The sequence below is a fragment of the Vasconcelosia minhoensis LEGE 07310 genome, assembly GCF_015207255.1.
In the GTDB taxonomy this organism is placed as follows: domain Bacteria; phylum Cyanobacteriota; class Cyanobacteriia; order Phormidesmidales; family Phormidesmidaceae; genus Vasconcelosia; species Vasconcelosia minhoensis.
This window is the reverse complement of the sequence record NZ_JADEXG010000012.1, coordinates 59083-85428: the sequence shown is the minus strand read 5'-3', so window position 1 is coordinate 85428 and position 26346 is coordinate 59083. Positions and strand designations below refer to the sequence as shown.

28 protein-coding genes are annotated in these 26346 nt (G+C 57.6%); 20 read left to right on the top strand and 8 right to left on the bottom strand.

Going from position 1 to position 26346, the window contains the following annotated elements; genetic code table 11:
* The 6 genes from ruvX (at nucleotide 1) to galE (ending at nucleotide 4994) form a co-directional block, all read left to right on the top strand.
* Nucleotides 1-411, top strand: coding sequence for a Holliday junction resolvase RuvX (gene ruvX, locus IQ241_RS07380; RefSeq protein WP_193905778.1), 411 nt, complete (start codon nucleotides 1-3; stop codon nucleotides 409-411).
* Nucleotides 412-461: 50 nt separating this feature from the next.
* Nucleotides 462-1034, top strand: coding sequence for a DUF3727 domain-containing protein (locus IQ241_RS07375; RefSeq protein ID WP_193905777.1), 573 nt, complete (start codon nucleotides 462-464; stop codon nucleotides 1032-1034).
* A gap of 33 nt (nucleotides 1035-1067) precedes the next feature.
* A complete protein-coding gene (gene mltG, locus IQ241_RS07370) occupies nucleotides 1068-2144 on the top strand; it encodes an endolytic transglycosylase MltG (protein WP_193905776.1) in 1077 nt (358 codons plus the stop codon).
* A gap of 18 nt (nucleotides 2145-2162) precedes the next feature.
* Entirely contained in the window at nucleotides 2163-2693 is a 531-nt protein-coding gene (locus IQ241_RS07365) for a YqeG family HAD IIIA-type phosphatase (RefSeq protein ID WP_193905775.1), read from the top strand.
* A complete protein-coding gene (gene proB, locus IQ241_RS07360) occupies nucleotides 2693-3823 on the top strand; it encodes a glutamate 5-kinase (RefSeq protein ID WP_193905774.1) in 1131 nt (376 codons plus the stop codon). Before IQ241_RS07365 ends, proB begins: the two co-directional genes overlap by 1 nt.
* Nucleotides 3824-3968: 145 nt before the next feature.
* Nucleotides 3969-4994 carry a UDP-glucose 4-epimerase GalE gene (gene galE / locus IQ241_RS07355; RefSeq protein WP_193905773.1) on the top strand — a complete coding sequence of 342 codons (1026 nt, stop codon included), beginning with the start codon at nucleotides 3969-3971 and terminating at the stop codon, nucleotides 4992-4994.
* Here galE and IQ241_RS07350 read toward each other — a convergent pair.
* Complete coding sequence (locus IQ241_RS07350) at nucleotides 4991-5656, bottom strand: sugar transferase (protein WP_322743596.1); 666 nt, start codon at nucleotides 5654-5656, stop codon at nucleotides 4991-4993. The two genes, galE and IQ241_RS07350, sit on opposite strands and share 4 nt — an antisense overlap.
* 447 nt (nucleotides 5657-6103) lie before the next feature.
* Between IQ241_RS07350 and IQ241_RS07345 the strand changes: the two genes are divergently transcribed.
* Nucleotides 6104-7234 carry a HetZ-related protein 2 gene (locus tag IQ241_RS07345; protein WP_193905771.1) on the top strand — a complete coding sequence of 377 codons (1131 nt, stop codon included), beginning with the start codon at nucleotides 6104-6106 and terminating at the stop codon, nucleotides 7232-7234.
* Between the two features lie 31 nt (nucleotides 7235-7265).
* On the opposite strand, the gene IQ241_RS07340 is transcribed toward IQ241_RS07345, so the two are convergent.
* Together IQ241_RS07340 and rpsO are read right to left on the bottom strand one after the other, a co-directional pair.
* Nucleotides 7266-7724 carry a PAM68 family protein gene (locus tag IQ241_RS07340; RefSeq protein ID WP_193905770.1) on the bottom strand — a complete coding sequence of 153 codons (459 nt, stop codon included), beginning with the start codon at nucleotides 7722-7724 and terminating at the stop codon, nucleotides 7266-7268.
* Nucleotides 7725-7788: 64 nt separating this feature from the next.
* A complete protein-coding gene (rpsO, locus tag IQ241_RS07335; protein ID WP_193905769.1) occupies nucleotides 7789-8058 on the bottom strand; it encodes a 30S ribosomal protein S15 in 270 nt (89 codons plus the stop codon).
* A gap of 344 nt (nucleotides 8059-8402) precedes the next feature.
* Here rpsO and IQ241_RS07330 point away from each other — a divergent pair, with 344 nt between their 5' ends.
* Together IQ241_RS07330 and IQ241_RS07325 are read left to right on the top strand one after the other, a co-directional pair.
* Nucleotides 8403-10061 (top strand): D-Ala-D-Ala carboxypeptidase family metallohydrolase, encoded by a 1659-nt coding sequence (locus IQ241_RS07330; protein ID WP_193905768.1) that lies wholly within the window; start codon nucleotides 8403-8405, stop codon nucleotides 10059-10061.
* Between the two features lie 69 nt (nucleotides 10062-10130).
* A complete protein-coding gene (locus IQ241_RS07325) occupies nucleotides 10131-10913 on the top strand; it encodes a hypothetical protein (RefSeq protein WP_193905767.1) in 783 nt (260 codons plus the stop codon).
* Nucleotides 10914-10933: 20 nt separating this feature from the next.
* On the opposite strand, the gene IQ241_RS07320 is transcribed toward IQ241_RS07325, so the two are convergent.
* Nucleotides 10934-12097 carry an RNA polymerase sigma factor, RpoD/SigA family gene (locus IQ241_RS07320; protein ID WP_228021467.1) on the bottom strand — a complete coding sequence of 388 codons (1164 nt, stop codon included), beginning with the start codon at nucleotides 12095-12097 and terminating at the stop codon, nucleotides 10934-10936.
* Between the two features lie 288 nt (nucleotides 12098-12385).
* Between IQ241_RS07320 and priA the strand changes: the two genes are divergently transcribed.
* Nucleotides 12386-14842: a primosomal protein N' gene (priA, locus tag IQ241_RS07315; protein WP_228021466.1), complete on the top strand. Its 2457-nt coding sequence runs from the start codon at nucleotides 12386-12388 to the stop codon at nucleotides 14840-14842.
* An 18-nt stretch (nucleotides 14843-14860) separates the two neighbouring features.
* Here the strand turns inward: priA and IQ241_RS07310 are convergent, their stop codons facing one another.
* Complete coding sequence (locus IQ241_RS07310; protein ID WP_193905765.1) at nucleotides 14861-15424, bottom strand: hypothetical protein; 564 nt, start codon at nucleotides 15422-15424, stop codon at nucleotides 14861-14863.
* Between the two features lie 13 nt (nucleotides 15425-15437).
* Here IQ241_RS07310 and IQ241_RS07305 point away from each other — a divergent pair, with 13 nt between their 5' ends.
* The 6 genes from IQ241_RS07305 (at nucleotide 15438) to IQ241_RS07280 (ending at nucleotide 21419) form a co-directional block, all read left to right on the top strand.
* Nucleotides 15438-16595 (top strand): cysteine desulfurase family protein, encoded by a 1158-nt coding sequence (locus IQ241_RS07305; RefSeq protein ID WP_193905764.1) that lies wholly within the window; start codon nucleotides 15438-15440, stop codon nucleotides 16593-16595.
* A gap of 92 nt (nucleotides 16596-16687) precedes the next feature.
* Nucleotides 16688-17506 carry an ABC transporter permease gene (locus IQ241_RS07300; RefSeq protein WP_228021473.1) on the top strand — a complete coding sequence of 273 codons (819 nt, stop codon included), beginning with the start codon at nucleotides 16688-16690 and terminating at the stop codon, nucleotides 17504-17506.
* A gap of 153 nt (nucleotides 17507-17659) precedes the next feature.
* Nucleotides 17660-18937 carry a glucosylglycerol 3-phosphatase gene (gene stpA / locus IQ241_RS07295; RefSeq protein ID WP_193905762.1) on the top strand — a complete coding sequence of 426 codons (1278 nt, stop codon included), beginning with the start codon at nucleotides 17660-17662 and terminating at the stop codon, nucleotides 18935-18937.
* Nucleotides 18938-18967: 30 nt separating this feature from the next.
* Nucleotides 18968-19867 (top strand): ROK family protein, encoded by a 900-nt coding sequence (locus IQ241_RS07290; RefSeq protein ID WP_193905761.1) that lies wholly within the window; start codon nucleotides 18968-18970, stop codon nucleotides 19865-19867.
* A 135-nt stretch (nucleotides 19868-20002) separates the two neighbouring features.
* Nucleotides 20003-20428: an NfeD family protein gene (locus IQ241_RS07285; protein WP_193905760.1), complete on the top strand. Its 426-nt coding sequence runs from the start codon at nucleotides 20003-20005 to the stop codon at nucleotides 20426-20428.
* 37 nt (nucleotides 20429-20465) lie between these two features.
* Nucleotides 20466-21419 (top strand): SPFH domain-containing protein, encoded by a 954-nt coding sequence (locus tag IQ241_RS07280; RefSeq protein ID WP_193905759.1) that lies wholly within the window; start codon nucleotides 20466-20468, stop codon nucleotides 21417-21419.
* Here the strand turns inward: IQ241_RS07280 and IQ241_RS07275 are convergent.
* The gene (locus IQ241_RS07275) at nucleotides 21416-21814 is read right to left on the bottom strand and encodes a Fur family transcriptional regulator (protein WP_193905758.1); all 399 of its coding nucleotides are present in this window, start codon (nucleotides 21812-21814) and stop codon (nucleotides 21416-21418) included. The two genes, IQ241_RS07280 and IQ241_RS07275, sit on opposite strands and share 4 nt — an antisense overlap.
* 132 nt (nucleotides 21815-21946) lie before the next feature.
* Between IQ241_RS07275 and purS the strand changes: the two genes are divergently transcribed.
* Nucleotides 21947-22213 (top strand): phosphoribosylformylglycinamidine synthase subunit PurS, encoded by a 267-nt coding sequence (purS, locus tag IQ241_RS07270; RefSeq protein WP_193905757.1) that lies wholly within the window; start codon nucleotides 21947-21949, stop codon nucleotides 22211-22213.
* On the top strand, nucleotides 22210-22908 hold the full coding sequence (gene purQ, locus IQ241_RS07265; RefSeq protein ID WP_193905756.1) for a phosphoribosylformylglycinamidine synthase subunit PurQ: 699 nt from the start codon (nucleotides 22210-22212) through the stop codon (nucleotides 22906-22908). Before purS ends, purQ begins: the two co-directional genes overlap by 4 nt.
* Before the next feature lie 5 nt (nucleotides 22909-22913).
* On the opposite strand, the gene IQ241_RS07260 is transcribed toward purQ, so the two are convergent.
* Nucleotides 22914-23693: a nuclear transport factor 2 family protein gene (locus IQ241_RS07260; RefSeq protein ID WP_193905755.1), complete on the bottom strand. Its 780-nt coding sequence runs from the start codon at nucleotides 23691-23693 to the stop codon at nucleotides 22914-22916.
* A 149-nt stretch (nucleotides 23694-23842) separates the two neighbouring features.
* Here IQ241_RS07260 and murG point away from each other — a divergent pair, with 149 nt between their 5' ends.
* Nucleotides 23843-24919 (top strand): undecaprenyldiphospho-muramoylpentapeptide beta-N-acetylglucosaminyltransferase, encoded by a 1077-nt coding sequence (gene murG, locus IQ241_RS07255; protein WP_193905754.1) that lies wholly within the window; start codon nucleotides 23843-23845, stop codon nucleotides 24917-24919.
* 92 nt (nucleotides 24920-25011) lie between these two features.
* Here the strand turns inward: murG and IQ241_RS07250 are convergent, their stop codons facing one another.
* Nucleotides 25012-25278, bottom strand: a complete 267-nt coding sequence (locus tag IQ241_RS07250; RefSeq protein ID WP_193905753.1) for a Precorrin-3B methylase — start codon at nucleotides 25276-25278, stop codon at nucleotides 25012-25014.
* A gap of 100 nt (nucleotides 25279-25378) precedes the next feature.
* Between IQ241_RS07250 and IQ241_RS07245 the strand changes: the two genes are divergently transcribed.
* Entirely contained in the window at nucleotides 25379-26344 is a 966-nt protein-coding gene (locus IQ241_RS07245) for a cation diffusion facilitator family transporter (RefSeq protein WP_193905752.1), read from the top strand.
* Nucleotides 26345-26346: the final 2 nt, after the last annotated feature.

The following is a 26346-nucleotide window of genomic DNA, read 5'->3' as shown; positions in this document are numbered from 1 at the left end:
ATGGTTTCGGCATTGGGGCTAGATATTGGCTCAAAGCGGATTGGCGTTGCGGGCTGTGACCAACTGGGGCTGATTGCCTCAGGCATCACCACGCTAAAGTATCGCTCTTTCAAGCAGCTGACCCAGCAGCTGCGGCAGCTGATCGAAGAACGTTCTGTACAAATTCTCGTCGTGGGGCTACCCTACTCCATGGACGGTAGTTTGGGACATCAGGCCAAACAGGTGCAGAAGCTGGCCGATCGCTTGGCCGAGGCGCTGGGGCTACCGCTAGCCTATATCGATGAGCGGCTGACCTCTTTTCAGGCTGAGCAGCTGATGCTGGCCGAGAACCTGTCTCCCTCTCGCCATCGCGGGCTGATCGATCGCAAGGCGGCAGCAATCATTTTGCAGCAGTGGCTAGATGGTCACTGAGCTTAAGTCCCCGCTCGTTGACCCCACTCGATTGCCAAAGGAGACTCCCTATGGAGGATGACATGCCCGAATTAGAAGGCTCTACTGTTGTTTTAACTGACGAAACGGGACGTCAGCTGCCCTGCTTCGTCGAGCAGACGCTGGAGGTAGAGGGTCAGATTTTCCTGCTAATTATGCCCGTAGACGCCCCGATCGAGCTGTTTGTCTGGCAGTCGGAGGACGATGAGGACGAGGATGAGGTGCTAATCGATGTAGAGGAAGAGGACATTGACCCCCTCTTCCCTACAGCCCGGGCGGTCCTGGCCGAGCTTGATCTGCTGCTACAGCGTAGCGCCTACACGTTAACGGCGGCGGGAGAACCGCCTGAAGCTGAGGAAGACGACTGCTTTACCCTGGAGCTGTCAGACGATTCGGATCAGGATGGCGAGGCCACAACGGAAGAATTTCAGATGCTGGCGACTTTCTTCCACGAGGATCAGCAGTATACGCTCTGCACCCCATTGGAACCCCTGCTATTTTTTGCCCAGCAGCAGCCCGATGGCGAGGTGACGCTGGTCTCGCCAGAGGCGTTTCAGTCGGTGCGATCGCAGCTCGAAGATCAGCTGTTTGATGTCTTAGAATAGGCGACGCTCTGGGTCGCTGTCCCAAATCAGGTGATGAAACGATTTTTTGCCATTGTTCTGCTAATGGTGCTGACGGCATTGGGGCTGACGGCCTGGCGCAGCTGGGCCTGGTGGAGCTGGGCCAGTGCCCCGGTGGATCCCACGGACAGCTGGGCCAATGCCGCTGAAACCGACAGGGTACAGGTTGAAATTCCGCAAGGCACGCCTTCTCAGCAGATTGGTCAGGAACTCGCTGACGCCGGTCTGATCCGCTCGACAACGGCCTGGAAGCTCTGGACTCGCTGGCAAACGTTCCAGGACGACAGCGGCGGCTATCAGGCGGGAACCTACGCACTTTCGCCGGAACAGCCTTTAACCGCGATCGCGGCCAAAATCTGGACGGGCGACGTGGTTGAGCTCAGCTTTACGATTCCTGAAGGCTGGAACCGGGAGCAGATTGCGGCGCTGTTAGAGCGGCAGGGACTCGTTTCAAGCTTGGCCTTCTTGGCGGCGACCGAGCAAATTCCAACGGCCAACTATCCCTGGCTGCCATCGGGACTCCCCCACCTGGAAGGGTTTCTCTACCCGGACACGTACCAGGTTCCCGAGGGAGAAATTGATACTGAGACGGTGATCAGGCTTATGCTCGACCGGTTTGAGCAGATCGCCCTGCCGCTCTATCAGGCCTCAAATCAGGCTCAAAATCGCTACAGCCTGCTGCAGTGGGTGACGCTGGCCAGCATTGTGGAACGAGAAGCGGTCGTCGCCGAGGAGCGAGACGAAATTGCCAGCGTTTTTGCCCGGCGGCTACAGGAGGGCATCCCGCTAGGGGCCGACCCAACAGTAGAATATGGGCTGGGAATTGAGCAAACCCCTGACCAGCCGCTGACGCTTGACCAGGTCCGCACCCCCAACCCCTACAATACTTACATCAACGCTGGCCTGCCGCCAACGCCGATTGCCAACGCTGGGCTGGCCAGCCTTGAGGCGTCGCTTAACCCCGCCCCGACCGAATTTCTATATTTCGTTGCTCGCTATGATGGAACCCACGTGTTCAGCCGCACATTAACCGAACATGAGCTGGCTCAGGCGACCATTCGCGATCAGGTTGAGCTACAGCCGGTCGAATAACCCTGAAGGATGACTGGTATGAGCTGGGAGAAACTGCTAACCCCCAATCTGATTTTGGCCGACTCGATTCTTGGCCTGACGCCGGATATTATTGAGCGCCATCAGCTTCAGGGGCTGGTGCTGGATGTCGATGAAACCCTAATCGCAATTAATCAGCGCCAGCTGACCGATGAGGTCAAGCGGTGGGTCGAAGCCACTAAGGCCACGGTACCGATCTCTCTGGTCAGCAACAATATTAGCCACGAGCGCATCCGGCGGATTGCAGAAATTCTCGACCTGCCCTTCGTGTCTCAGGCCAGAAAGCCTTCTCGCCGCAAGCTGCACCGGGTAGCGACGGCGATGGACTTACCCTTTGAGCGGATTGCGATGGTGGGAGACCGGCTGTTTACCGATGTGCTGGCCGGAAATCGGGTAGGTCTATTCACCATTTTGGTAGAGCCTATGGTCGATCCGCTCAAGGGCGACCCCAAGCAGCTGATTCGCAATGCTGAGGCCTGGCTCTCCGGCCTGCTCGGCGGTGCCAGTCCCAAACTCGACCGCCCTGACTGATGGCTAAGCCGCTCACCCTCGTCGTTAAAATTGGCACCTCTAGCCTGACCCGATCTGATACCGGCCATCTAGCCCTCTCGACCCTGGCCCAGCTGGTTGAAACCCTGAGCCAGCTCCAGCGTCAGCAGCATCGGGTGATCCTGGTATCTTCGGGAGCGGTGGGGGTCGGCTGCGCCCGGCTGGGTCTGACCGAGCGGCCCCGCACCATGGCGATGAAGCAGGCGGTCGCGGCCATCGGTCAGGGCCGCCTGATGCGGGTCTATGACGACCTGTTTACCTCCCTCGATCAGCCCATTGCCCAGGTGCTGCTCACCCGTAGCGATCTGGTACAGCGATCGCGCTACGTCAACAGCTATCGCACCTTTCGCCAGCTGCTCCAGCTCGGCGTGGTTCCAATTGTGAATGAGAACGATACGGTCGCCGTCGATGAGCTCAAGTTTGGCGACAATGACACCCTCTCGGCCCTGGTCGCCAGCCTAGTCGGGGCCGACTGGCTGTTTTTACTGACCGATGTAGACCGGCTCTACTCCGCCGATCCCCGACAGGATCCGGAGGCCCAGCCGATTCAGCTAGTGCAGCAGCTAGAGCAGCTCCAGGATCAGATTTCGCTGGGCGATCGCGGTTCCATGTGGGGCACCGGCGGTATGATGACCAAAATTGAGGCCGCCCGAATTGCGACAACGGCAGGGGTGCGGATGGCGATTACCGAAGGCAGAGAGCCCGGCAATATTTTGAAAATTCTCCAGGGCGAGCCGGTGGGTACCCAGTTTGCGCCCCAGTCCAGTCCCTCCAACGCCCGCAAACGCTGGATTGCCCACAGCCTGATCCCCGCCGGGTGGCTCTATCTGGATGGGGGCGCGATCGCGGCCATTTGCCAGGCCGGAAAGTCACTCTTACCGGCGGGAATCACAGAAGTAGAAGGCGAATTTCAGCGGCAGGACGCGGTATTGCTCTGCGACTCAACCGGACAGGAAATTGCTCGCGGGCTGGTGAACTACAGCCATAGTGAATTGCAAAAGATCCAGGGCCACCGCTCTGCTGATATTCCTAAACTGTTGGGATACGAAGGCCCTGAAACCGTGGTCCATCGGGATAACCTCGTCCTTAACCCCAATGCTCAACTCAGTTAGCAACAAGCGATTGAGACTTCTATCAAGATTCTGACTTTTTTTCTAGCGAGTCAGCTTCGGTACAATCAAAAGTTGGGAATCGAGATTACGCTCTAAAAGGTGGGCAGCCCGCCTAACCCAGTTCAATCAAAACCCAAACTGAATCATGGCTGAAGCATCATCTCAACCGACTATTCTCGTCACCGGCGGCGCTGGCTATATCGGCTCCCATGCGGTGCTGGCGCTAGAAGCCGCCGGCTATCAGGTGGTGATTTTAGACAATTTAGAATACGGCCATCGCGACCTGGTTGAACAGGTGCTTCAGGCCAGGCTGATTGTCGGAGATACCACCGACTGGGCACTGCTTGACCAGCTTTTTCAGACCCACAATGTCGCCGCCGTCATGCACTTTGCCGCCTATATCGCCGTAGGTGAGTCAGTCAGCGAACCGGCTAAGTACTATCGCAACAATGTCTACGGCACGCTAAACCTGCTCGAAGCCATGCTGGCCGCCGGGGTCAAACGGCTGGTCTTTTCCTCCACCTGCGCCATCTATGGCCCGCCCAAGACCGTCCCTATCCCCGAAGACCATCCGCAAAATCCGATCAGCCCCTACGCTACCAGCAAGCTAATGGTTGAAAAAATGCTGATTGATTTTCAGTCGGCCTACGGGCTCCAGTCGGTCTGCTTCCGCTACTTCAACGCCGCTGGAGCCGATCCCCAGGGTCGGCTAGGAGAAGACCACAGTCCCGAAACCCACCTGATCCCATTGGTTTTGTTCGCCGCACTGGGCCGACGCGAATCAGTCTCTATCTTTGGCACCGACTACGATACCCGCGACGGCACCTGCATCCGCGACTACATCCATGTCGCCGACCTAGCAGATGCCCATGTCAAGGGAGTCGAGTACTTGCTCAACGGCGGCGAAACTACTTTCTTTAACCTGGGTAACGGCAGCGGCTTTACGGTCAAAGAGGTGATCGAAACTGCTCGGCAGGTCACCGGGCAGCCGATTACCGCCATTCCGCAAGCGCGCCGCCCCGGCGACCCCCCTAGTTTGGTTGGCAGCAGCGATCGCGCCCGTCAGGTCCTGGGTTGGGATCCTCAATATCCCCAGCTCGAAGACATTGTGGCCCATGCCTGGCAGTGGCATCAGTTCCGGCATCGGCCACAGTCCCCTAGCGATACCTAGCAGGCTCCCGAGCCCTTCGTAATAGAAAAGACGGTTTGCATCAGCAGACGCAGATCGTGAAGCGGCGTCCACAGGTCCTGATAGTGCAGATCGAGCTTCACAATTTCTTCGAAGTCCTTAATCGTAGAGCGACCGCAGGCCTGCCATTGTCCCGTGATGCCAGGCTTCACATCTAGCCGCCGCCAGTGGTGCTCACTGTAGTGGGCTACCTCGTCTGCCGTCGGCGGGCGGGTGCCGACCAGACTCATCTCCCCCATCAGTACGTTCCAGAACTGGGGAAACTCATCAATGCTGGTTTTTCTGAGCCAGCGACCCACCCGAGTGACCCGCGGGTCGCGCTCGTTCTTAAAAATCAGCCCCTGGGCCTCGTTCGCCACTTGGGATTTGAGCTCATCGGCGTTGGTCACCATCGAGCGAAATTTACGAATCCGAAAAGGCTTACCCTGTAGGCCGTAGCGTTCTTGGACGTAAAAAATCGGACCAGCACTGTCCAGGCGAATCGCGATCGCAACTGGAATCAGAAGCAGCCCTAAGATCCCTAGACCCACTAAAGCCCCCGAAATATCAATTCCCCGCTTAATTAAAGAGCGGGTAGAGATATGGGGAACGCGACCCGGTTGATGAAGCGCTAAGTCTGGATTATGTGTCGATGGCGTCATCATAGGAATTGAATGCGCTACGTCAGGACAAAGTTGAGCGTCGTGGGACATAGAACCTGGCTTAGATAGACCCGAATATGTACTTTGATTAAGCACTGAGGTGATAAAAATTATAGTGATCCCCTATTAGCAACACGATACCTCCCGCTGCCTTTACAAAATTTTCACAATTTCCGCCAAATCCATCAAATTTGTAAAGGTGTTATGAAGGCGACGCAGACGTCGGGGTTTCACCTGTTACGTTTGCTGATCAGAATGCGGTAAGGTATGTCCTATCAGACATGTACGCCTCAAATTCGGGCCGTGACCAAAGCGCATTAAAGTCATCAGCCAGGCGGCTTTGGCTCAGCAAGTGCTATGTTCGAATTTATACTGTACAAGATCTGCTTACTTCGGTTTATTCAACGCTGACTAGACCCGGTATCGCATCGTCCTAGAGACTTAGCCTCGATGTCACTGGCAGAATCAATCGCGCAAGAATGGCGGCAACGACTCCAGGATGATCTACCCGGTCAGGCCGATGAGACTCGCGATGCCGTCGTCCATTGGCTGGTTGGCGAAGAGCCTGCTCGCCTAAACGCGCTACCTACTCCAGAGCTGAAGCTAGCGCAGCAGGCCATGGCCTATCGCTATCGGATTTTTTGCGAAAACTACTGGGGTCAACCGCCCGACCGAGCCTACCAGAAACTCTTGAAGAAGCTGGGTGGGCTTTTCCTAATTCGCACCAAGGTACGCACCTGGATTGCCCTCAGCCGCGATCGCAGACGCGCCGTCAAAGACGTGCTGCAGGAGGTCATCCAGGAAATGATCCAGAGCGATCGCCATTTGCAGCAGCAGCTCCGGTGGATTGGCCAATGCACCGACCGCAGCTTCCTCAGGAGCCTGCTGATGCTGGCCACAGTCGAAGAATACTGCCTCCGCCCGATCCGCAATCAGCCGCTGCTGGTCTATCGTTTTGTCAACTATCTGCGGCGATCTCAGCGCGGCGGCATGACTCAGGTCCCCAGTGCCGAGCTGATCCAGCTGATCTCTGAAGAAATTGGGACTGACGCGGCCGAGGGGACGCTGAGCCTGCTCGACTTCGAAGCGCTGGCCCTGCACCAGGAGCAGGAAGTATTTCAGGAACAGCAGGCACTACGCTCCCAGGTTAAGCAGGAATTTTTAAGCTACCTAAATGAGACGCTGGACGCCACAGCGGCGCAGTGGCTAGAACTGCACCTCCAGGGCTATGGGCAAGACGCGATCGCACAGCAGCTGGGCCTTACCATCAAGCAGGCCTACCGTTTGAGAGAAAAGGTCAGCTACCACGCCATCCGCATTTTTACGCTGAAGCAACAGCCCGACCTGGTTTTTAGCTGGCTCAAAACCTCGGTGCAGGAACACAATCTGGGGCTCACTTTGGAGCAGTGGGAGCAGTATTGGAATGGCCTCGACCCCAGCCAGCAAGCGCTGCTAAGCGCGTTTAAGGATGGTAAAACAGCCGATGAGGTTGCTCAGGCGCTCGACCTCAAGCCTAAGCAGGTCATGAGCGAATGGGCCAAGCTCTACCTAGCTGCTCAGTCTGTCCGGCTGTCAGCCTAGTCTCTTTTGAGCAAGAACTCCATCTAAGCGTCTAGGAAGACTTATTGGCTCGCCGGGACTCTCGAATCCGGCCGAAATTGAGCTTAAATTCAGACAGACCCAATAGGCTTCCCGGCGACTCATCCCAGGAGGCCGAAATCACACCGTAGCTCAGACCTACCACGCCTAGTCCAAAGCAGCCCATCGTAGCCAGCAGCACTAAAGACTTAGGGAATTCAATAATTTCCTGGCTGAGCAAATAGTAGGCAACCAAGAAAACCACCACTCCCAGCGCCGTTGGCAACCCTGAGAACAAAGCCATCCGGCGGAGCATACGCTGGCTGACGGCGGCCGGGATGCCCTCGCGACCCTGGCGCGATCGCGATTGAGTCCTCGACTTAGCCCCTGAGCTAGTTTCAGCTGGCTGCGGCCGGGACGGCACCTTGGGCGTTTTTTTGCGATCGCGCTTAGGCTCAAAGGGCAGAGATTCGCGCTCGGATTCAGAGGCCATGGTCAAAGCTACTCAAATCGGCAAAATGCTCGAACGATTTGCAATCGAAAGCTCGCTAGTAAGCCTAACGGCGAATACCCAGGCGCTTAATCAAAGCCTGGTAGCGTTCCGCATCCTGCTTCATCAGGTAGGCGAGCAGCCGCTTTCGATGGCCAATCATCTTCATCAGCCCGCGCCGAGAGGCAAAGTCCTTTTTATTTTGCTGTAGATGCTGGCTGAGCTTACTGATCCGATCGGTCAGCATTGCAATCTGTACGTCCACCGAACCGGTATCGGTTTCGTGGATCTGAAAGTCGGAAATGATCTCCTGTTTGCGTTCTTGTAAAAGAGCCATAGATTTACTGAGTAGGTCGGGTCCAGCGTTAAGCGAATGAGTTGTAAAGAGTTACTTATAGTATCATAGCGACCCCCACACCGACTTCGCCAATGCCGCCCAAAGCCGCTTTTATTAGCAGGTTTCAATTTTCGCAACGCTCAGTCGCCCGTCTGTAGGCTCAGTAATACTATGGTCAGCTTGGAATTTCCTCACCGAGCCTTGTATAGAGCCCTGTCGCCTACTGCTCGCTATTCGCGAGATGCTGGAGGCGACTTTTTTTGCGCTCACCCAGGTTAAAAACGAGAGCCCGAGCCTTTACACTTTAGTCTAAGCAGCGTACAGACCCAGGGAGCAGTCGCACCATGGCCCAGCTAACCCCCGATCAGCGTAACTACTACTACCTGATCGAAGCCGAGCGAGCCGGGATTCACAAGCCTATTCTGGCCGCCCTTTACGAGGTGCAGGCTCAGCCAAAGCTGAGCGATGGTGAGTCTGGCCTGGGCATTTCGCCGGCCAACCGGGTAGCGATGGTCGAGGTCAATACCTTTCCCGAACAGGTGCAGTACGCGGCGAACACCTTGCGCAGCCTGACGGATACGCTGATTGCCGAAGGCTGGAGCAGTGCTGACCTGTGGGATGCTGCCAAGGGACGCTACAGCGATCGCTTCCTCCAGCGGATCGCGGCAGGCTACGCGCCGCCCAGCAGCGACGAAAGGGCCGCCCGACTTGAGACGAGCAATGCCGAAAAGCTACTGGACACCTACATTAGCGATATCACCTATGACTATGGCGCTGACCAGCTGCCCCAAAACCTGGCCAGCTTAGACGACGAGCTGCTGGCAGCCACCGAAACCATTGCTCGGGCCTACAGCCGCCTCGATTTTCAGCGAGAGTCCCTACTCGAAGCCGTTCGCATTTGGCGCAAGCTAGACAATCAGACGGCTGCGGTCAAGTCGCTGGATGTCCCGATTGTCAACGGCGTGGTCGATGAGTCCAAGCTCGATAGCGCTCTGCTCCAGTTTATCCGCCAGGTTTCCCGATTCTATGGCGGCTATCCCTTCCAGCGCGAGGCGCTGATTCGCCTGGTGCAGCTCTGGCAGCAGCTGGATTCGCGGGCCGAGACGCTCCAGTGGCTCGAAGCAAGCGATCCCTACAGCACCGAGACCAATCTCAAAATTGTTGACCCGGCGCTGCTGGCTTTTGCGCAGCGAATTCCGACCTACTACAAAGGTGAAGGGATCCAGCGATTTGCCCTGACCGAGGGCTATCGGCTGTGGAATCAGCTCGACTCTCGTCCCAGCGCTGTCGAGGCCCTGGGGGTCAGCCCCCAGTTCCTCAAAACCAATGCCAAAAATCCGACGGCCCTGGCTAAGGCGGCAGCCCAGGTCGATCAGTCGCTGCTCAATTTTATCGAGGACGTTCCCAAAAATTACGACGAAACGGAACAGCAGCGGGAAGCGCTGATTCGTTTGGTACAGATCTGGCGGCGGCTAGACGACCGGATCGATGCCGTCCAGTCCCTGTTTGAAGATGTCCGGCGCATGACTCGGGCCAGCCGCACCTCCCCCGAAGCCCCGGTACCCAAGCCATCACCCCTACCGCCCCGGCCCGACCGCTGGACCCCCAGCAACATTCAGCTCGACGCTACCATCATTCCCAATGGTAACTTTACCTGGGCCGAGGCAACTCACGGTGGCACCCGGATGCCGCCTAATCAGGCCACAGTAGAGGCGATTATTCGCATTGCCAAGCTGGCTCAGCAGGCGCGCGATCGCATCGGTCGGCCCTTTGTCGTCACCAGCTGGTATCGCCCGCCTGCGATTAACCGTCGGGTCGGGGGCGCTTCGCAAAGCCGCCATATCGTCGGTGATGCGATGGACTTTTATGTCAACGGGCTCACCGGCAATCAGGTCTATCAGTCGCTCAGCCCCTGGTGGCCCGGCGGTTTGGGCCGCTATACCAAATTTCCTCGCCTGGCTCATATTGACTCGCGCAGCTATCGGGCGAGATGGCGACATTAGCAACTGGCTGATAGTATGCCAGGCTGATTCGGGCATTCTAAAGGCAAGTTAGATAGCAGGTCTTTCGCCATGTCTGTCATCGCAGCAAGCCTTTGGGTGGCACAAACCCCAGCGCCAGAACCACCAGCCGCTGCCGCTGCCCCCACCGACCCATGGATATACAGCACCGGCGGACTCTTTCTGCTGCTAGTTGGGCTTGGCGTATTTTCCCAGCTCCAGGCCTCGCGCCTACGCAAACAGATCAAGTTTCAAAATTTCAAAAATCAGGAGCTCCAGAAGCGGGTCAAGCTAGCGCTCAGCACCATTGGCAAAATGGAGCGCAACCCCGACCTGATTCACTCCCGCGACTTCAACCTCGACTACCTAAGGATGCGGATGGAGGAAGAGCACTTTCACTTTTTCATCGTCAACCAGCTTAAGATCAAGGTAAAACAGCGCGTCAGCGAAGCGCTGCGTCCTCAGCAAGCTAGCGAAGGCACGATTGGGATCGCCAGCAAGCCGCGGCAGATTGACCAAATTTTTGACGTGGTGTACGCTTCTAAGGACGCGATAAGTAATGGGCAGAAGCGGGTGCTATTCCGCATTCAAATTCGGTTGACCAAGCTGCCAACGCAGGCAACCTCCGTGACCGTCGATGAAGTCGTCAAATGTATCGAACATTTTCTCGGCCCGCAGTCGGAAGAAAATTTTTGGCAGCCGACGCTGCAGGGGCGCTTAGCCACCATGCAGTGGGATCAAAAAGCAAAACCGACGCCGCTTGTGGTTTTGGAGCAGAGTAACGAAGGTGTGAACGTCACCTTCCGAGCCAACAGTCGTCGGATTGGAAGCGCTACACCCATTCAAACGAACTGATTCAAACGACGTTGCTCCACTTATTTCAGCCAGTTTTTCAACCGAGCCGCGACCTGAGGTCGCCGTAGCTTACGCATGGCCTTAGTTTGAATCTGGCGCACTCGCTCTCTTGAAAGGTTGAACATGCAGCCCACCTCTTCCAGGGTGTGGGGCTCTCCCGTTGTTAGCCCGTAGCGTAGGGAGATAATCTCTTTCTCTCGCTCGGTTAATACCTCCGTCAGGACATCAGACAGTTCCTGGCGCATCATCGCCTCGCTGATTTGAGATTCAGGAGACAGCGCATTGCCATCCTCCAGCATCTCCATCAGCTCAGTATCTTCCCCTTTGCCGACGCGATGGTTGAGCGAGAGCGACTTGCGTCGCACCTGCTGGAGGCCGCGCAGCTGTTCTGGCGTCACCTCTAGAGCAGCAGCCAGCTCTGCTTCGTTGGGGTTGCGGTGCAGTTCCTTACGGAGTTCGCGGTGGGCTTTTTTGAGCTTATTGAGCTTCTCAACGATATGGATCGGCAGTCGAATCGTCCGGGCATCGTTGGCAATGGTGCGGGTAATGCCCTGACGAATCCACCAGTAGGCATAGGTTGAAAACTTATAGCCTTTGTCGGGATCAAACTTCTCTGCTGCCCGGTTCAGCCCCAGTGCGCCCTCTTGAATCAGATCGAGAAACGGGACACCGCGATTGAGATAGCGTTTGGCAATGGAAACGACCAGCCGCAGGTTAGAGCGAATCATCTTACGCTTAGCCTTGCGAGCCTGCTGGAGCTGCTGCTTCAGCTGCTGCTCGGTAATTTCTAAATGCTCGGCAACCTGAGCCAGGGTTGGACGCTGCCCCAGGGATTCAGTCAGCTGCTCAGTTAGCTCGGCAACCTCCCCGATCAGCCGCACCTGACGGGCCAGCTCAATTTCTTCATTCGCTTTTAGCAGCGGATAGCGGGCCATCTCTTTAAAGAAGGCACCAACGGCATCATCGGCCAAAGACTTGCGGTAGCTCCGCGGATTTTGCGCCTCAGAGTCTTCGGAGAACTGAGCAATCACGTCGGTATGGCCGCTCTGCCAGCCGGCCTCGGCTGCCTCAAAGCTAGTTTCGGTAGAATCAATCTGAGCCCGCGATGCCGGTTGAGCTGAGGAAACATCCCCATCGGCCCAGCGAGGTGAATCTTTGACGTCGGAGTTAAAAGAAGCTGCCATAGTCAAAACACGCTTGCGATTCCTGCTAGGGACGGTAAAAGCACTGAATAGTTAAAGATGAATCCACTATAGCAATCTCCAATTGAGAAGCTGTTCACCCTGATAATTTTGTTAGCCTAGAAGCTCTCCAATTGCTCCTATCGACAGCTTTTGTCTTTCTATGTAACGATTCATTATTCTTCACAATCCGGGTAATGGCGGCCCCTTCCGCAGGCAGAGGCGAGTCTAACCAGATCCGAATAAATGAACCCGCTACGGCTCGAATACTGGGCCCAAATACTGAACTGTATGGCAGCAAAATCAAAGCCTTTATCGCCTGAGTGGATTGAAGTTTTAGTTGACTGTCCGGGCGCTCAAGGGCTTTATACCTATCGCATTCCGCCGGCGCTAGCCGTGACTCCAGGGGATATTCTGAGCGTACCTTTTAACAGCCAGCAGCTCGGCGCGATCGCAGTTCGCTACCTTACCCAGCCCGACCTTAACCTGGACTTAATTAAGCCAGTCGAAGCCGTTATCAGCACCGGCTTTTTTTCTAGTAGCTATTGGCAGCTCCTAGACCGTATCGCTGAATACTATCAAACGCCATTGATGCAGGTCATTCGAACGGCTTTGCCGCCAGGTCTGCTGGCCCGATCGCAGCGGCGAATTCGGCTCAAGCCTGCTCCCAGCCCGCCAGCAACCTTACTTAGCGCATCGGCTCAAAGCCTACTAGCCCACCTACATCAGTCCACAACAGGCGACTATACCTGGCAGTACCTGCAGCGTCAGCAGCGAGGCGCGCACCGGGCCTTGCAGGAACTGCTCCGCCACGGCTGGGTTGAAAGCTACCTGGCTCCACCTCAAACCGCTCAGCCTCAAAAGCGCCAGGTGGTGACGCTGACGGCAAAGCCAGCTGATGAATCGCTAAGCCAACGGCAGCAGGAAATTCTGACCGGCTTACAGCGGCAGGGGGGCGAGCTCTGGCTCAGCGATGCCCTCCAGCTGCTGCAGACGACCAGCGCGACGCTGAAGCGGCTGGCGGCCAAAGGTTACCTCAGCCTGGAGGCCCGTGAGGTCCTGCGCGTGGGCAGTCATTCCACCGCGGCAGCAGACCAGCCCAAAACCCTAACGGCGGCTCAGACCCAGGCGCTGGCTCAGCTCAATCAGCTAGAGCAATACGTCACTGCGCTGCTACACGGCGTTACTGGGTCTGGAAAGACCGAGGTGTATTTGCAGGCGATCGCGCCCCGGCTCAATTGCCGACAGTCGGCCCTGGTTCTGGTGCCTGAAATCGGCCTGACTTCCCAGCTTACCGACCGCTTTCGCAGCCGTTTTGGCGAGCGAGTCTGCCTCTATCACAGCGGCCTGTCTGACGGCGAACGCTACGATACCTGGCGGCAGATGCTCAGCGGCGAGCCGCAGGTGGTGATCGGCACCCGCTCGGCGATTTTCGTACCGCTGTCTAATCTAGGGCTAATTGTCTTGGATGAGGAGCACGACAGCAGCTTTAAACAAGACCAGCCCGCCCCCTGCTACCACACCCGCACCGTGGCCCGGTGGCGCGCTCAGCAGGCCAACTGTCCGCTGGTTTTAGGCTCGGCTACGCCAGCTTTAGAAACCTGGGTTGAGGTGCAGTCTTCGCGAGATAGTCAGGGCCAGCGCGACGAAGCTGCCCAAACCGTCTATCTATCTCTACCCAGTCGAATTCACAATCGCCCCCATCCGCCGATCCAAATTATCGACATGCGGCAGGAGCTACAGGCGGGGAACAGGTCAATTTTTAGTCGGTCTTTGGAGGAAGCGATCGCAGCTCTCCCAGCGACCGGCGGCCAGGGCATTCTCTTCATCCATCGGCGCGGTCACAGCAGCTTTGTCTCCTGTCGCAGCTGCGGCTACGTGATGGAATGCCCCAACTGCGATGTGTCACTGTCCTACCATCAGCCCCACGATCAGGCAGAGCCCTACCTGCGATGCCACTACTGCAACCACTATCAGAGCCACCCTAGCCGCTGCCCAGAATGCGCTTCGCCCTATCTGAAAAACTTCGGCAGCGGCACCCAGCGGGTCGTCAGCGAGATTGCCAAACAGTTCCCAACCCTGCGCTGCCTCCGGTTCGACAGCGATACCACCCGTCGCAAAGGGTCGCACCGGGCGCTGCTGACCCGCTTTGCCCAGGGCGAAGCCGACCTGCTGGTCGGCACTCAGATGCTGACCAAAGGGATTGACCTGCCTCAAGTTACCCTAGTGGGCATCGTGGCCGCCGACGGGCTGCTCTATATGCCGGACTACTGGGCCAGCGAGCGGGCCTTCCAGATGATGACCCAGGTCGCCGGCCGGGCCGGGCGGGGTGAGCGAGCGGGCCAGGTGATTGTGCAGACCTATACGCCCGAGCACCCGGCGGTACAGGCTGTACAGCAGCAGGACTATGCCGCCTTTACCGAAGCTGAGCTACAGGATCGCCAGGCGCTGGGCTATCCGCCCTACGGTAGGCTGATTTTGCTGCGGGTCACCAGCCCCGACCCAATCGCCGTCAAGCAGGCTGCCGAGGACTTTGCGAGCAAGCTAGAAGCGATCGCGGCCGCATCCGACTGCGATATTCTCGGCCCGGCTCCGGCTCCGATCCTTCGCGTTGCCCGTCGCTACCGCTGGCAAATTCTGCTGAAGCTGCCGCTGTCAGCCTTGATTTCAGACCTATCCTGTCTGCGACAGCACTGTCCTGACAGGGTGAGCTTGACCATAGACGTCGATCCCCTCAACCTGTCCTGACCCATTCGGCAGTAGGCCTCAGCTAAATAGCCAGGAATATTGGGTCAGCGCTAGCAGATTAACCGCGATCAGCAGCCCCTTGCCCCAGCACGAGCGGATGCGGCGAAAAATGTAGAGGCTGGCAATCAAGACGACGGCAACTTCGAGCGAACCGGCAATATTGCCATGGTGGGCCGGGTCCCAGTAGGAGACAGGACTGACAAAGCGAAACTGACTAAACGGCCAGAAATGACGGTGTCCATCGTCGTGGTGCAGCGGCAGATCTTCCAGACAGTGCAGAATGATGCTGGCGAAAAGCAGCGCGATCGCGGTTCGCCGGTAGTAAAGCGCTATGCCGAGACCGATCAGGGCCAGGGGAATTGAGTTAGCCAAGTCAAAAATATTCTGCCAAACCGGCTCGTAGTAGAGCTCTCGCCAGATTTGCCAATCCGGAATCCGAGCAATTAGCCTGGCCCAGCCGTAAAACATAAACATCGCTACGTCGGGGAGCAGCGCCCCAATCACAATCACGGGGTTAAACTGCGGCTGCGACCGGCGGCCCAAAATCGCTAAATTAAGAATGGCATGGGAAGGCGTATTCATATCAGCAGCGGCAATGGCTCACCGTCCAATTTATCTCGACCATAATGCAACAACGCCGGTGGATGAGCGGGTGCTAGCGGCGATGATGCCCTTCTTTACCGAGCATTTTGGCAATCCTAGTAGCCTCCACGCCTACGGCTGGGAAGCCGAGGCCGCCGTCAAGCAGGCCCGAGCTACCCTCGCTCAGGCTATCGGTGCAACGCCCGAAGAAATTATTTTCACCAGCGGCGCAACCGAAGCCGACAACCTGGCGATTAAGGGAGTGGCGGAAGCCTATTTTGCCCATGGTAAGCACATCATCACGGTGCAAACGGAGCACAGCGCCGTGCTCGACCCCTGTCAGTATTTAGAAACGCTGGGGTTTGAAGTCACCTACCTGCCGGTTGACGACCAGGGGCTAATTCGCCTAGACGAGCTGGAAGCGGCTTTTCGACCCGAGACTATTCTGGTCTCGGTAATGGCAGCGAACAATGAAATTGGGGTGCTGCAACCCCTGGCTGAGATTGGCCAGTGCTGCCGCGATCGCGAAGTCCTCTTCCATACCGATGCCGCCCAGGCTATGGGCAAAATTCTGCTAGACGTGGAGGCAATGCAGATCGATCTGCTATCGTTTACGGCCCACAAGCTCTACGGCCCTAAGGGTATCGGGGCTCTCTACGTGCGGCGGCGGGCTCCCCGCGTGCAGCTCGCAGCCCAGCTGCACGGCGGCGGTCAGGAACGCGGTCTGCGCTCTGGGACGCTCTACCCGCCTCAGATTGTCGGCTTTGCCAAAGCGGTCGAACTTGGCCTAGCGCTGATGGCCGCTGAAACCAAGCGGCTGGCCGAGCTGCGGCAACGGCTCTGGCAGCAGCTCTCTCAGCTTGACCAGGTCTATCTAAACGGACATCCCAGTCAGCGACTGCCTAATAATCTCAACGTTAGCTTTGCCGATGTCGATGGTCAGGCCCTACTACTGGGCCTGCGTTCCGTCGCGGCGCTCTCTTCGGGCTCGGCCTGTAGTTCGGCCAGAACGGCTCCTTCCCACGTGCTCAAAGCCATGGGTCGCAGCGACGACCTGGCCTATGCCTCACTCCGATTTGGCCTGGGTCGCACCACAACCCCGGCTGAAATCGATCGGGTCGCTGCGGCGGTAGTCGAAACGGTACAATCACTTCGCAGCCTTAAAGTATAGCGACTTACCCTATGGTTCCCGATCAGGCCCGTAAGCCCAGCCGACAGTCCTGGCCACGGCTGCCCAAAACTGCTAGCATCTCCGTTGTCCTGATGGGGGCCGGACTGATGATTACCTTGACCTTTGTGCTGGTGGCGCTATTCGCACCGCTGCTGGCAGACTGGGGCTGGCTGCAAGATCCGACCGTGTCGCTAACGAATCCCATTCACGAGCCGCCCTCCGCAGCCCATTGGTTTGGCACCACTCGCCAGGGCTACGATGTTTTTTCACGGACGCTGTTTGGCACTCGCGCCGCCTGGCAGGTGGTGCTGCTGGCTACGGCAATTAGCGTTCTGGTCGGCGTACCGCTGGGTATGGTCAGCGGCTATCTGGGCGGCTGGCTAGACCGGGGGCTACTGTTTTTTATGGATACGATCTACACCCTACCGGGGCTGCTGCTGTCGGTGACGCTGGCCTTTATTGTGGGGAAGGGCGTGGTGAATGCCGCGATCGCGCTCAGCATTGCCTATATCCCCCAATACTACCGGGTCGTCCGCAACCACACCGTCAGTGTCAAGACCGAGCTATTCATCGAAGCAGCCCAATCTATGGGAGCTTCGACCTGGGCCGTACTCTCCCGCTACCTATTCTTAAATGTGGTGCAGAGCGTCCCGGTTCTATTCACGCTCAACGCCGCTGATGCTGTACTCATTCTAGGCGGCTTGGGCTTTCTAGGACTGGGGCTGCCCGAGCAAATTCCCGAATGGGGCGACTCTTTGAGACAGGCGTTAGACGCGCTGCCCACCGGCATCTGGTGGACGGCGCTATTTCCAGGTCTGGCGATTACCCTGATGGTGACGGGGCTATCGCTAATTGGAGAAGGCCTGAATGAGTTCATTAATCCCTTACTCCGACGCGAGAATTGGGACTAACCTGCGGCAGCGTTTGACGCACAACATCGCGCTCAAATGAGTTAGGCGTGTAGAAATCGACGATGTGCCGTCAACTATCGTGGCAGTCTCGATTTACTGAACTTGGAGTTGATTTCTCCTAAGATGATTCAGTAGAAATCCTGAGTTTTGGCTATGGTAGAAACCGCTTTGCATCGACAGCGCCTTTCGATTGACCATGGGATGTTTGAGCAACTCCTGGCGACGACCGAGAATTTGCTGATTATTCAGGATTTAGACGGCGTTTGTATGGGTCTGGTGAAAGATCCTTTGACGCGGGTGATGGATCTGGCCTATGTGGAAGCGGTGCCCAAATTTGAAGGGCATTTTTTTGTGCTGACGAATGGAGAGCACATCGGCCAGCGCGGTGTGCAGGGAATTGTCGAGCGTACGGTGGGCGATCGCGCTTCAGTCCAAGAAAAGGGGCTTTACCTACCCGGCCTCGGGGCGGGCGGCGTCCAGTGGCAGGATCGCTACGGGCAGGTGAGCTATCCCGGCGTGAGCGAGGCCGAGCTGGCCTTTTTGGCCGAGGTGCCGCAGCGGATCGAGCAGCAGATGCAGCAGTTTCTATCTGAGCAGATGCCGGACCTCTCCGCCGAAGACCAGCAGCATTGCCTGGCGTCCTCCGTACTGGACAACGCCGCGTCCCCTACGGCCAATCTCAATACTTTCTACGAGCTTCTAGAGGGCCAAACCGAGCTTTTCCAGCGGCTGCAAAAGTCAATGCAGGCCCTAATGGAAGCGCTGATGGCGGAGGCTGCCGAGCGGGGTTTGGCGGATTCCTTCTTTGTCCACTATGCGCCGAACCTGGGCCGTAGCCCCCAGGGTGGGGAAATTGTTTGGTTTGCCGACCAGGGCTCTTCGGGCACGACAGATTTTCAATTCATGCTGCGGGGAGCGGTAAAGGAAGCGGGCGTCCTGGCGTTGCTCAACCGCTACTATTTTGCCAGGACCGGCCAGTACCCGCTCGGCGTCAACTTCAACGCCCGCCAGGCCCCGAAGGAAATGGATGACCTGCTGCTGCTGGTGAAGCAAAACTTTGACCCAGCGCTGATGCCCTTAATGGTAGGCATTGGCGACACCGTTACCAGTCAGGGCGTAACGTCGAACGAGGGCCTGGAGTTCAAGCGCGGGGGGAGCGATCGCAACTTTCTCCAGCTACTTCAAAATATTGGCCAAGCCTTTGACAGCGGCAGTCTCACCGTTTATATCGACAGCAGCGGCGGCGAGCTCAAAAATCGCCAGGCTGTGCGGTTGGAAACCGGCGCAGACGGCGTGCCAACCGTCGTGGAAGGTCCTGGCGACCCGCGAGACAGCGCCGACCCGCTGACGCTGAACCTGGTTTTCCCCGGCGGCTATCGGCAGTATTGCCAAACCTTTCAAGCCGCTGCTAAACGCCGGGCCGCAGGCTAATATCAGTAGCGGCTAGCTCACGGGATATCTATGGCAGTTGCTCAGGTGATTGGGATCGATTTAGGCGGCACGGCAATTAAGCTGGGACGGTTTAACCGGGCGGGAGACTGCCTCCACTCGCTGACCGTGCCGACGCCGCAGCCGGGCTATCCCGAGCCGGTGAGAGACGCCATTGTCAGCGCGATCGCGACCCTCGACCCCGACCGCACCGCCTGCGCCATTGGCCTGGGAATGCCCGGTCCAGCAGACGCCGCTGGTCGGATTGCCCGAATAGCTATCAACCTCGAAGGCTGGCAGGATGTGCCCCTGGCCGACTGGCTAGAAGCCGCGACCGGCCTGCCGACGCTGATCGCCAACGACGCCAACTGCGCCGGGATTGGCGAAGCCTGGCTGGGTACAGGACGGCATTTTCAAAATATGATTCTGCTCACCCTGGGAACGGGCGTCGGCGGGGCAATCATTCTCAACGGCGAACTCTTCACCGGGCGCAGTGGGGCCGCAGGTGAACTGGGGCTGATTACGCTCAACCCAGAGGGTCACCCCTGTCGCAGCGGCAACAGTGGCTCGCTGGAGCAGCACGCCTCGGTACAGACGGTGCGGCGGGAGACCGGCTGGGAACCGGAAGCGCTGGCGGCAAAAGCGATCGCGGGCGACCCAGACGCGATCGCTTTTTGGCAGCAGTATGGCCGCAACCTGGGGGCGGGGCTGGCTAGCCTGATCTATGTGCTCACCCCCGAAGCCGTCGTCATCGGTGGCGGCATCAGCGCCGGGGCCAATTTATTTTTACCAGTGGTCAAGGCAGAGATCGAGCGGCGGGTGCTACCGACCTCCCGCGAGGGGTTACAAATTTTACTTGCAGAGCTGGGTAATCAGGCGGGTATGGTCGGAGCCGCCAGACTGATGTGGCAGCAGCTTGAGCAAAAAGGCTAGGCTACGATAGAGCGGTAAAGCCCGAATCTCGCAGCCCTCAATCAGCTGAGGGGAGCCTACGGCATTTTGCCTCCGGCGCTGATTTATTCTATAGACAGAGCTGTTTGCCGTCCGCGATCGCGTTCAGGAAGTTCTATGAGTCTGACATTGCTGTGGGTCGTCATCGGAGTCGCGCTGTGCCTGATGGAGCTGCTGGTGCCAACCGCTTTTTTAGAATCGGCGCTGGGCGTCAGCGCGCTGGCTGTAGCCTTGCTGAGCGGTGTGGTGACGCAGCTGAACCTGCAAATCGGGCTATGGATGATCTTTTCACTGCTGACCTTCTGGCTGCTGCATCGCTTTGCCCCCAAGCGTACGCCCCCGACTCTGCTAGATGCGACCGAAGCCCGTACCCTCACGGCTATTGGCCCCGGTCAAACCGGTCGCGTGATCTACGAAGGCAATTCCTGGCAGGCCCGATGTGAGGATGAGGGCGTCGCGATCGCGGCAGACCAGCTGGTTTTCGTGGTTCACAGACGCGGAAATACGCTGATTGTGCTGCCGCAAAGTATCCTCAGAGCTTAAGTTTTTAAGTCAGATTTAAAGATAGGAGTTTGACCCAATGAATCCATTTGCTTGGCTAATTGTTCTGGTTTTAGGGGGCTCAGCCGCGGCCAGCTCAGTGCGGATTGTGAATCAGGGTAACGAGGCCCTGGTCGAAAACCTGGGCCGCTACAACGGTAAAAAGCTAAAGCCCGGGCTCAACTTCACCATGCCGCTGATCGAACAGGTCGTCTACAAGCAAACCATTCGCGAGCGCGTCCTGGATGTGCCGCCGCAGCAGTGCATTACCCGCGACAACGTTTCGATGACCGCCGATGCCGTCGTCTACTGGCGCATTGTGGACTTGGAAAAAGCCTATTACAAAGTTGAGAACCTGCAGGCTGCAATGGTCAACCTGGTGCTGACTCAGATTCGCTCAGAGATGGGCAAACTCGAACTCGACGATACCTTTACGGCCCGGGCTGAAATCAACGAGCTGCTGCTGCGGGAGCTGGATATTTCAACCGACCCCTGGGGCGTTAAAGTCACCCGGGTCGAGCTGCGCGACATCGTCCCTTCCAAAGCCGTGCAGGACTCGATGGAGCTACAGATGGCTGCCGAGCGGCGGAAGCGCGCCTCGATTCTCACCTCAGAGGGCGAGCGGGAGGCCGCGGTCAACTCGGCCCGAGGGAAAGCCGAGGCCGAGGTGCTGAACGCAGAAGCTCGCCGCAAGTCCACTATCCTGGCCGCCGAAGCCGAGCAGAAAGCGATCGTGCTCAAGGCCCAAGCTGAGCGTCAGGAGCAGGTGCTCAAGGCCCAGGCGGCCTCTGAATCGATGCAGGTGATTGCCAAGACGATTAAGGGCGATCCCCAGGCTCAGGAAGCGCTGCGCTACATTCTCGCCGAAAGCTATCTGGAAATGGGACGGCAGATTGGCGAGAGCGGCAGCAGCAAAGTCATGTTTATGGACCCGCGCAGCATTCCGGCCACTTTAGAAGGGATGAAGTCGATCGTCGGCGATGGCGAACCTTAAGTCATAACCGCGTCTTCCTGCTGGCAGCGTTCGCACAGACCAAAAAACTCCAGCGTGTGGTAGAAAATCTGAAACTGGTGGGACTGATTGAGGTGGGCCTCTAAGGCGTGGACCGGGCATTCCTCGACCAGAATCGAGCTGCCGCAGCGCAGGCAGGTGAGATGATGGCTGTCCTCGTGACTGAGGCTGTAGAGCGATTCGCCACTGGGCAAGGTACGCACCTGGACGGTTCCAGCCAACTTCAGCGCCTCCAGGGCGCGGTAGACCGTAGCCAGCCCTAAACTGACCTGAGCCTGCTTCAGCTCGACATAGAGATCCTGGGCTGAAATAGCCTGCTTCAGCCGCTGTAAAACGCTCAGAACCTGCTCTTGACTGCGCGTACGCCGGGCTGTCATGGGTCTCCTGTCTAATCACTACTTCTAGCTTAAGCGAGGAGAGCCTCTAAACGCATTGGGCAGCATTTAAGGCAGCATTGGGAATGAGCTGAATGCGATAGGATCGAAGCAGCCTTTCTCCTGCAAGCTACCGTGGCACAAACCTACCAGGCCAAAATATACGTCACCCTGCGGCCGTCAGTCCTCGATCCGGCGGGCACAGCGGTCCAGTCTGGGCTGACCCACATGGGCTATGACAACGTGGAGCGGGTGCGCATCGGCAAGTATATTGAGCTGTCGCTGACGGCGAACAGCGCCGATGCCGCTGCTCAGCAGCTCGACCGCATCTGCGATCAGCTATTGGCCAACCCGGTGATTGAGAACTATCGCTTTGAACTTGAGGAGCTGGCAGCGGTATGAAATTCGGCATTGTGGTTTTTCCGGGGTCGAACTGCGATCGCGATGTCGCCTATGTCACCCGAGACCTGCTCCAGCAGCCGACGCGGATGGTCTGGCATGAAGACAGCGACCTTTCAGATATTGATATTGTCGTGGTGCCGGGCGGGTTTAGCTATGGTGACTACCTGCGCTGCGGCGCGATCGCGCAGTTTTCGCCCGCCATGCGCTCGGTTCATGAACACGCTCAGCAGGGCAAACCGGTAATGGGAATCTGCAACGGCTTTCAGGTGCTGACCGAGATGAAGCTGCTGCCGGGGGCACTGGTGCGAAACCGGGATCTGCATTTTATCTGCGATCGCGTTTCACTCCGGGTAGAGCAGGCCGACTCGATTTTTACTCAGCAGTATACAAAAGGCCAGACCATTAGCCTGCCCATTGCCCACGGTGAAGGCAGCTATTACGCCGATGCCGATACCCTGGCCTCCTTGGAAGATCGGCAGCAGATTCTGTTTCGCTACTGCGACCCGCAGGGCAGCGTCAGCCCCCAGAGCAACCCCAACGGGTCGCTGGAGAACATTGCTGGAATCTGCAACCGAGGTGGCAACGTTCTGGGAATGATGCCCCATCCAGAGCGAGCCTCTGATCCCCTGCTGGGTAGCACAGACGGCTTGACTCTGTTTGAGAGCGTGCTAAAAACTGCTCTGGCGCTGGTCTAGCGGCGCTACTCTGCGACCCGCAGCCGTCGAGTAACTACCGTCATCCCATCTTCTCGAATCAGCAGCGCCGATACCCAGCGGCTGTCGGAATCTGTAGGAGCATCGCCAATCTTGAACAGGCCCCCAGCAGACAGTAGCTCTAGCTCAATCGGTCGGCCGGTGAAAAAGTCAGTCGCGGTGGTGCCTTCCTCAATCGCTGCGCCGAGCAGATAGCGGTCATTCAGGGGCTCCTCTACGATGGCGTCAAAGTCGTAGCTAGCTCCCGGAGCGACCTGCTCCGGTAAAATCACCGTCACCGTCGGCGGATTTTCGCCTGCTGTGAGCTGATTGCGCTCAGACAGCGTCTCTTGAGAAACCACCTGTCCCGACTCCAGACGCTGCCGTGAGCGAATCACCGATTTTAGAGCGGCGTCCCGCTCCGTCCCAGACTGCATACCTTCGATATAGGTGACTGTCTCTACCACGTAGCCGCCGTCGGCTTCGTCCCAGGACTCTAGTTCCACCCGATAGATGAGTTCCGGATAGCGCTCCCAAAGCGTTTGCAGAGCAGCCTGGAGGCTTTCTGGCGTAAACCCATCGTCGCTGCTGAAGTCGGGACTGTAAAGCTGCATCACTGCTGCTATATCCTGCGCATTGGCAGCCGTTTCTAGCTGTTCCAAAGTGCCAACCAGCTCCGCCGGAGCCGTATCTGGCTCAGCGGCCTCAACCCTGAAATGCAGCCCCCCGCTCAAAACCAGGCCAAACAGCAAGCTAGAGAGCAAATGCCAGGGTTGACGTCGAGCCATAATTCGGGATCCTAAGGTACAGTTTTCGGCTAACAGCGGATTATATCTAAACCCACGTTAACCTGAATAGGAAAACTCGTGTAGGCCTGCGATTGAAGACTTGAAAAGTCTGGTCGTGATAGGCTAGTCAGCTCAATACGAGAGATTTTATGGGTGCGAAGCAGTCTACCTCATCAGCCAAGCTGCTGATTGCGGCGAGCGGGACAGGCGGGCATTTATTTCCCGCGATCGCGCTGGCCCAGCAGCTCCCCGACTACAGCATCGAATGGCTCGGGGTTCCAGACCGATTAGAAACTGAGCTCGTTCCTCAAGAGTATCCGCTGCACCAGGTCCGCATGGGCGGAGTGCAGGGCCGGATTGGGTTCAGCATCTTGCGACTGGGTCAGCAGTTTTTTAGCTCGATTATCCAAATTCGCCGACTGTTACAGCGGGGAGGGTTCCAGGCTGTATTCACCACCGGAGGCTATATCGCAGCACCGGCCATCATTGCTGCCCGCACGTTAGGACTGCCGACGGTGCTGCACGAGTCAAACGCGCTGCCGGGGAAGGTGACTCGCTGGCTCAGCCCCCGCTGTAGCATCGTTGCCGTCGGGTTTGAAGCCGCCACGAGCTATCTACCCAAGGCTAAAACGATTTGTGTGGGTACACCAGTAAGATCGCAGTTCCTCACAGCCGCTGAGCCCCTAGATTTGGAAATTCCAGACAATGCTCCCGTGATTGTGGTGATTGGCGGCAGTCAGGGAGCCGTCGCCGTCAATCAGCTCGTGCGTCAGGCCGCTCCTGCCTGGTTTGAGGCGGGAGCCTGGATTGTACATCTCACTGGCAACAGCGATCCTGACGCCAATAGCCTCAGCCATCCGCAGTATATTCATCGCCCTTTCTATCCTCACATGGCAGCGCTTTTTCGTCGGGCCAACCTATCGATTAGCCGGGCTGGGGCAGGGACGCTGACCGAGTTGGCGATTACCGGCACGCCCTCTATCCTGATTCCCTATCCCTACGCGGCGGAGGACCATCAGACCTACAACGCTCAGGCCTTTGTCTCTGCTGGGGCAGCCCGGCTCCAGCAGCAATCGTCGCTATCGGCAGAGCAGCTTCAAGAAATGGTGCTAGAGCTGATTCAATCACCCGCTCAGCTGGCTACGATGGGTGCGGCGGCAGAGGGATTGGCTACAGCTGATAGCGCTCAGAAGCTGGCGGATGTTGTGCGAGGGCTGGTGGGGTAATAGGTAGGGGAGTGATGGAGTAGATGGATAGGGGCTTGGTTCCCACGTCCCCTACAGCGAGTTTATTGGGTTAGGGACTCGGTGATGGGGATTTAGCGGCGCTTTTTGGATGAGCGGTGGCGGCTGCCCGGTGGGGTTTGGTGAGGGCCAAAGTATTTCTCGCTGCGGTAGCGTAGCCATACCCTGAGCTGCTGGGGAATCTGATCTTTCTGGGCTTTCGTCAGCTGATTGTAGAGCGCTAGGGCTTTTTCTCGTTCATGGCGACAGGCCGCATTTTTGTGGGCATCCCAGAGCTTGCGAGCGACTCGAATACGGCGGCAGGTTTCTTTGATTAGGGCTTCGCCTTCAGGTGCGTCCATGAAAATAGAAAAGAAATAGTAGAGACCCGTCGATCTTAGCGATTTTGCAGGACTAGGCACTATCGAAGATAATGGGACAGCTGTTTTGCCGCGATCGCATATGCATTTGCACTCCCACTCGGCCGCCTGTGACTGTAGCCCAGCAGCGGTGCCGGGCAAGCTCAGGGCGCTGTGGACGGCGCTGGTGCTGGTCGGTAGTTTCTCCGCCATTGAGCTCTGGGTGAGCTGGCAAAGCCATAGCCTGTCTTTACTGGCCGATGCCGGGCATATGCTCGCCGATGTGGTCGCGATTGGGCTTTCGCTATTTGCCGTTTGGGTCTCCCAGTGGCCTGCAACTGAGCAAGCGCCGTTTGGCTACCGTCGGGTGGAGATTTTGGCTGCTCTGGCCAATGGGCTTTTACTCCTGGCTGTGGGGCTATGGGTCGGCTGGGAGGCGCTGATGCAGGTACAGTCGCCCCCGACTGATATTCTCAGCGGGCCGATGGCGATTACGGCAGCGGTTGGGCTGATCGTGAATGGGTTCAATGCCTTTTTAATCCATCGCCACGCCGAGCAGGACCTGAACCTGCGCGGGGCGTTTCTGCATATGCTGGCGGATGCGGTGAGCTGTCTGGGGGTGGCAGTGGCCGCGATCGCGATCTGGCAGTTCCAATGGTACTGGGCTGACGGCGTAATTGGATTGGGGGTTGCCGGGCTGATTCTCTCCGGCGCGGTTCCGCTCATTCGCCAGAGTCTGGAAATTTTGCTGGAGCGTGCCCCTCGGCAGCTCAGCTCAGAGCAGATTCGCGATCGTTTACGGGCAACAGGCGGCGTTGTGGACGTCAGCCAGCTGCGGCTCTGGACGATTGCGCCGGGCCAGGTGGCGCTGACGGTGGCGCTAGCAGTCACGGCCCAGGGCCTCCAGCGAGACGGCCTGCTGCTGAGTATTCAATCCATGCTGCGGCAGGACTTTGGCATTACCGACACCGTGATTCAAATGATGACGGCTACGGTCATGCCGGTTCCAGGCAGTGCAGAGCCTAAAATACAGGAGCTGATTCCCCCGGCTTCGTCTAGTACAGTCTAGTT

What these genes read in the sequence shown, in the direction of transcription:
- ruvX (WP_193905778.1), top strand. Translation starts at nt 1, where the DNA reads ATGGTTTCGGCATTGGGGCTAGATATTGGCTCAAAGCGGATTGGCGTT.
- IQ241_RS07375 (WP_193905777.1), top strand. Translation starts at nt 462, where the DNA reads ATGGAGGATGACATGCCCGAATTAGAAGGCTCTACTGTTGTTTTAACT.
- mltG (WP_193905776.1), top strand. Translation starts at nt 1,068, where the DNA reads ATGAAACGATTTTTTGCCATTGTTCTGCTAATGGTGCTGACGGCATTG.
- IQ241_RS07365 (WP_193905775.1), top strand. Translation starts at nt 2,163, where the DNA reads ATGAGCTGGGAGAAACTGCTAACCCCCAATCTGATTTTGGCCGACTCG.
- proB (WP_193905774.1), top strand. Translation starts at nt 2,693, where the DNA reads ATGGCTAAGCCGCTCACCCTCGTCGTTAAAATTGGCACCTCTAGCCTG.
- galE (WP_193905773.1), top strand. Translation starts at nt 3,969, where the DNA reads ATGGCTGAAGCATCATCTCAACCGACTATTCTCGTCACCGGCGGCGCT.
- IQ241_RS07350 (WP_322743596.1), bottom strand. Translation starts at nt 5,656, where the DNA reads ATGATGACGCCATCGACACATAATCCAGACTTAGCGCTTCATCAACCG.
- IQ241_RS07345 (WP_193905771.1), top strand. Translation starts at nt 6,104, where the DNA reads ATGTCACTGGCAGAATCAATCGCGCAAGAATGGCGGCAACGACTCCAG.
- IQ241_RS07340 (WP_193905770.1), bottom strand. Translation starts at nt 7,724, where the DNA reads ATGGCCTCTGAATCCGAGCGCGAATCTCTGCCCTTTGAGCCTAAGCGC.
- rpsO (WP_193905769.1), bottom strand. Translation starts at nt 8,058, where the DNA reads ATGGCTCTTTTACAAGAACGCAAACAGGAGATCATTTCCGACTTTCAG.
- IQ241_RS07330 (WP_193905768.1), top strand. Translation starts at nt 8,403, where the DNA reads ATGGCCCAGCTAACCCCCGATCAGCGTAACTACTACTACCTGATCGAA.
- IQ241_RS07325 (WP_193905767.1), top strand. Translation starts at nt 10,131, where the DNA reads ATGTCTGTCATCGCAGCAAGCCTTTGGGTGGCACAAACCCCAGCGCCA.
- IQ241_RS07320 (WP_228021467.1), bottom strand. Translation starts at nt 12,097, where the DNA reads ATGGCAGCTTCTTTTAACTCCGACGTCAAAGATTCACCTCGCTGGGCC.
- priA (WP_228021466.1), top strand. Translation starts at nt 12,386, where the DNA reads ATGGCAGCAAAATCAAAGCCTTTATCGCCTGAGTGGATTGAAGTTTTA.
- IQ241_RS07310 (WP_193905765.1), bottom strand. Translation starts at nt 15,424, where the DNA reads ATGAATACGCCTTCCCATGCCATTCTTAATTTAGCGATTTTGGGCCGC.
- IQ241_RS07305 (WP_193905764.1), top strand. Translation starts at nt 15,438, where the DNA reads ATGGCTCACCGTCCAATTTATCTCGACCATAATGCAACAACGCCGGTG.
- IQ241_RS07300 (WP_228021473.1), top strand. Translation starts at nt 16,688, where the DNA reads ATGGGGGCCGGACTGATGATTACCTTGACCTTTGTGCTGGTGGCGCTA.
- stpA (WP_193905762.1), top strand. Translation starts at nt 17,660, where the DNA reads ATGGTAGAAACCGCTTTGCATCGACAGCGCCTTTCGATTGACCATGGG.
- IQ241_RS07290 (WP_193905761.1), top strand. Translation starts at nt 18,968, where the DNA reads ATGGCAGTTGCTCAGGTGATTGGGATCGATTTAGGCGGCACGGCAATT.
- IQ241_RS07285 (WP_193905760.1), top strand. Translation starts at nt 20,003, where the DNA reads ATGAGTCTGACATTGCTGTGGGTCGTCATCGGAGTCGCGCTGTGCCTG.
- IQ241_RS07280 (WP_193905759.1), top strand. Translation starts at nt 20,466, where the DNA reads ATGAATCCATTTGCTTGGCTAATTGTTCTGGTTTTAGGGGGCTCAGCC.
- IQ241_RS07275 (WP_193905758.1), bottom strand. Translation starts at nt 21,814, where the DNA reads ATGACAGCCCGGCGTACGCGCAGTCAAGAGCAGGTTCTGAGCGTTTTA.
- purQ (WP_193905756.1), top strand. Translation starts at nt 22,210, where the DNA reads ATGAAATTCGGCATTGTGGTTTTTCCGGGGTCGAACTGCGATCGCGAT.
- IQ241_RS07260 (WP_193905755.1), bottom strand. Translation starts at nt 23,693, where the DNA reads ATGGCTCGACGTCAACCCTGGCATTTGCTCTCTAGCTTGCTGTTTGGC.
- murG (WP_193905754.1), top strand. Translation starts at nt 23,843, where the DNA reads ATGGGTGCGAAGCAGTCTACCTCATCAGCCAAGCTGCTGATTGCGGCG.
- IQ241_RS07250 (WP_193905753.1), bottom strand. Translation starts at nt 25,278, where the DNA reads ATGGACGCACCTGAAGGCGAAGCCCTAATCAAAGAAACCTGCCGCCGT.
- IQ241_RS07245 (WP_193905752.1), top strand. Translation starts at nt 25,379, where the DNA reads ATGCATTTGCACTCCCACTCGGCCGCCTGTGACTGTAGCCCAGCAGCG.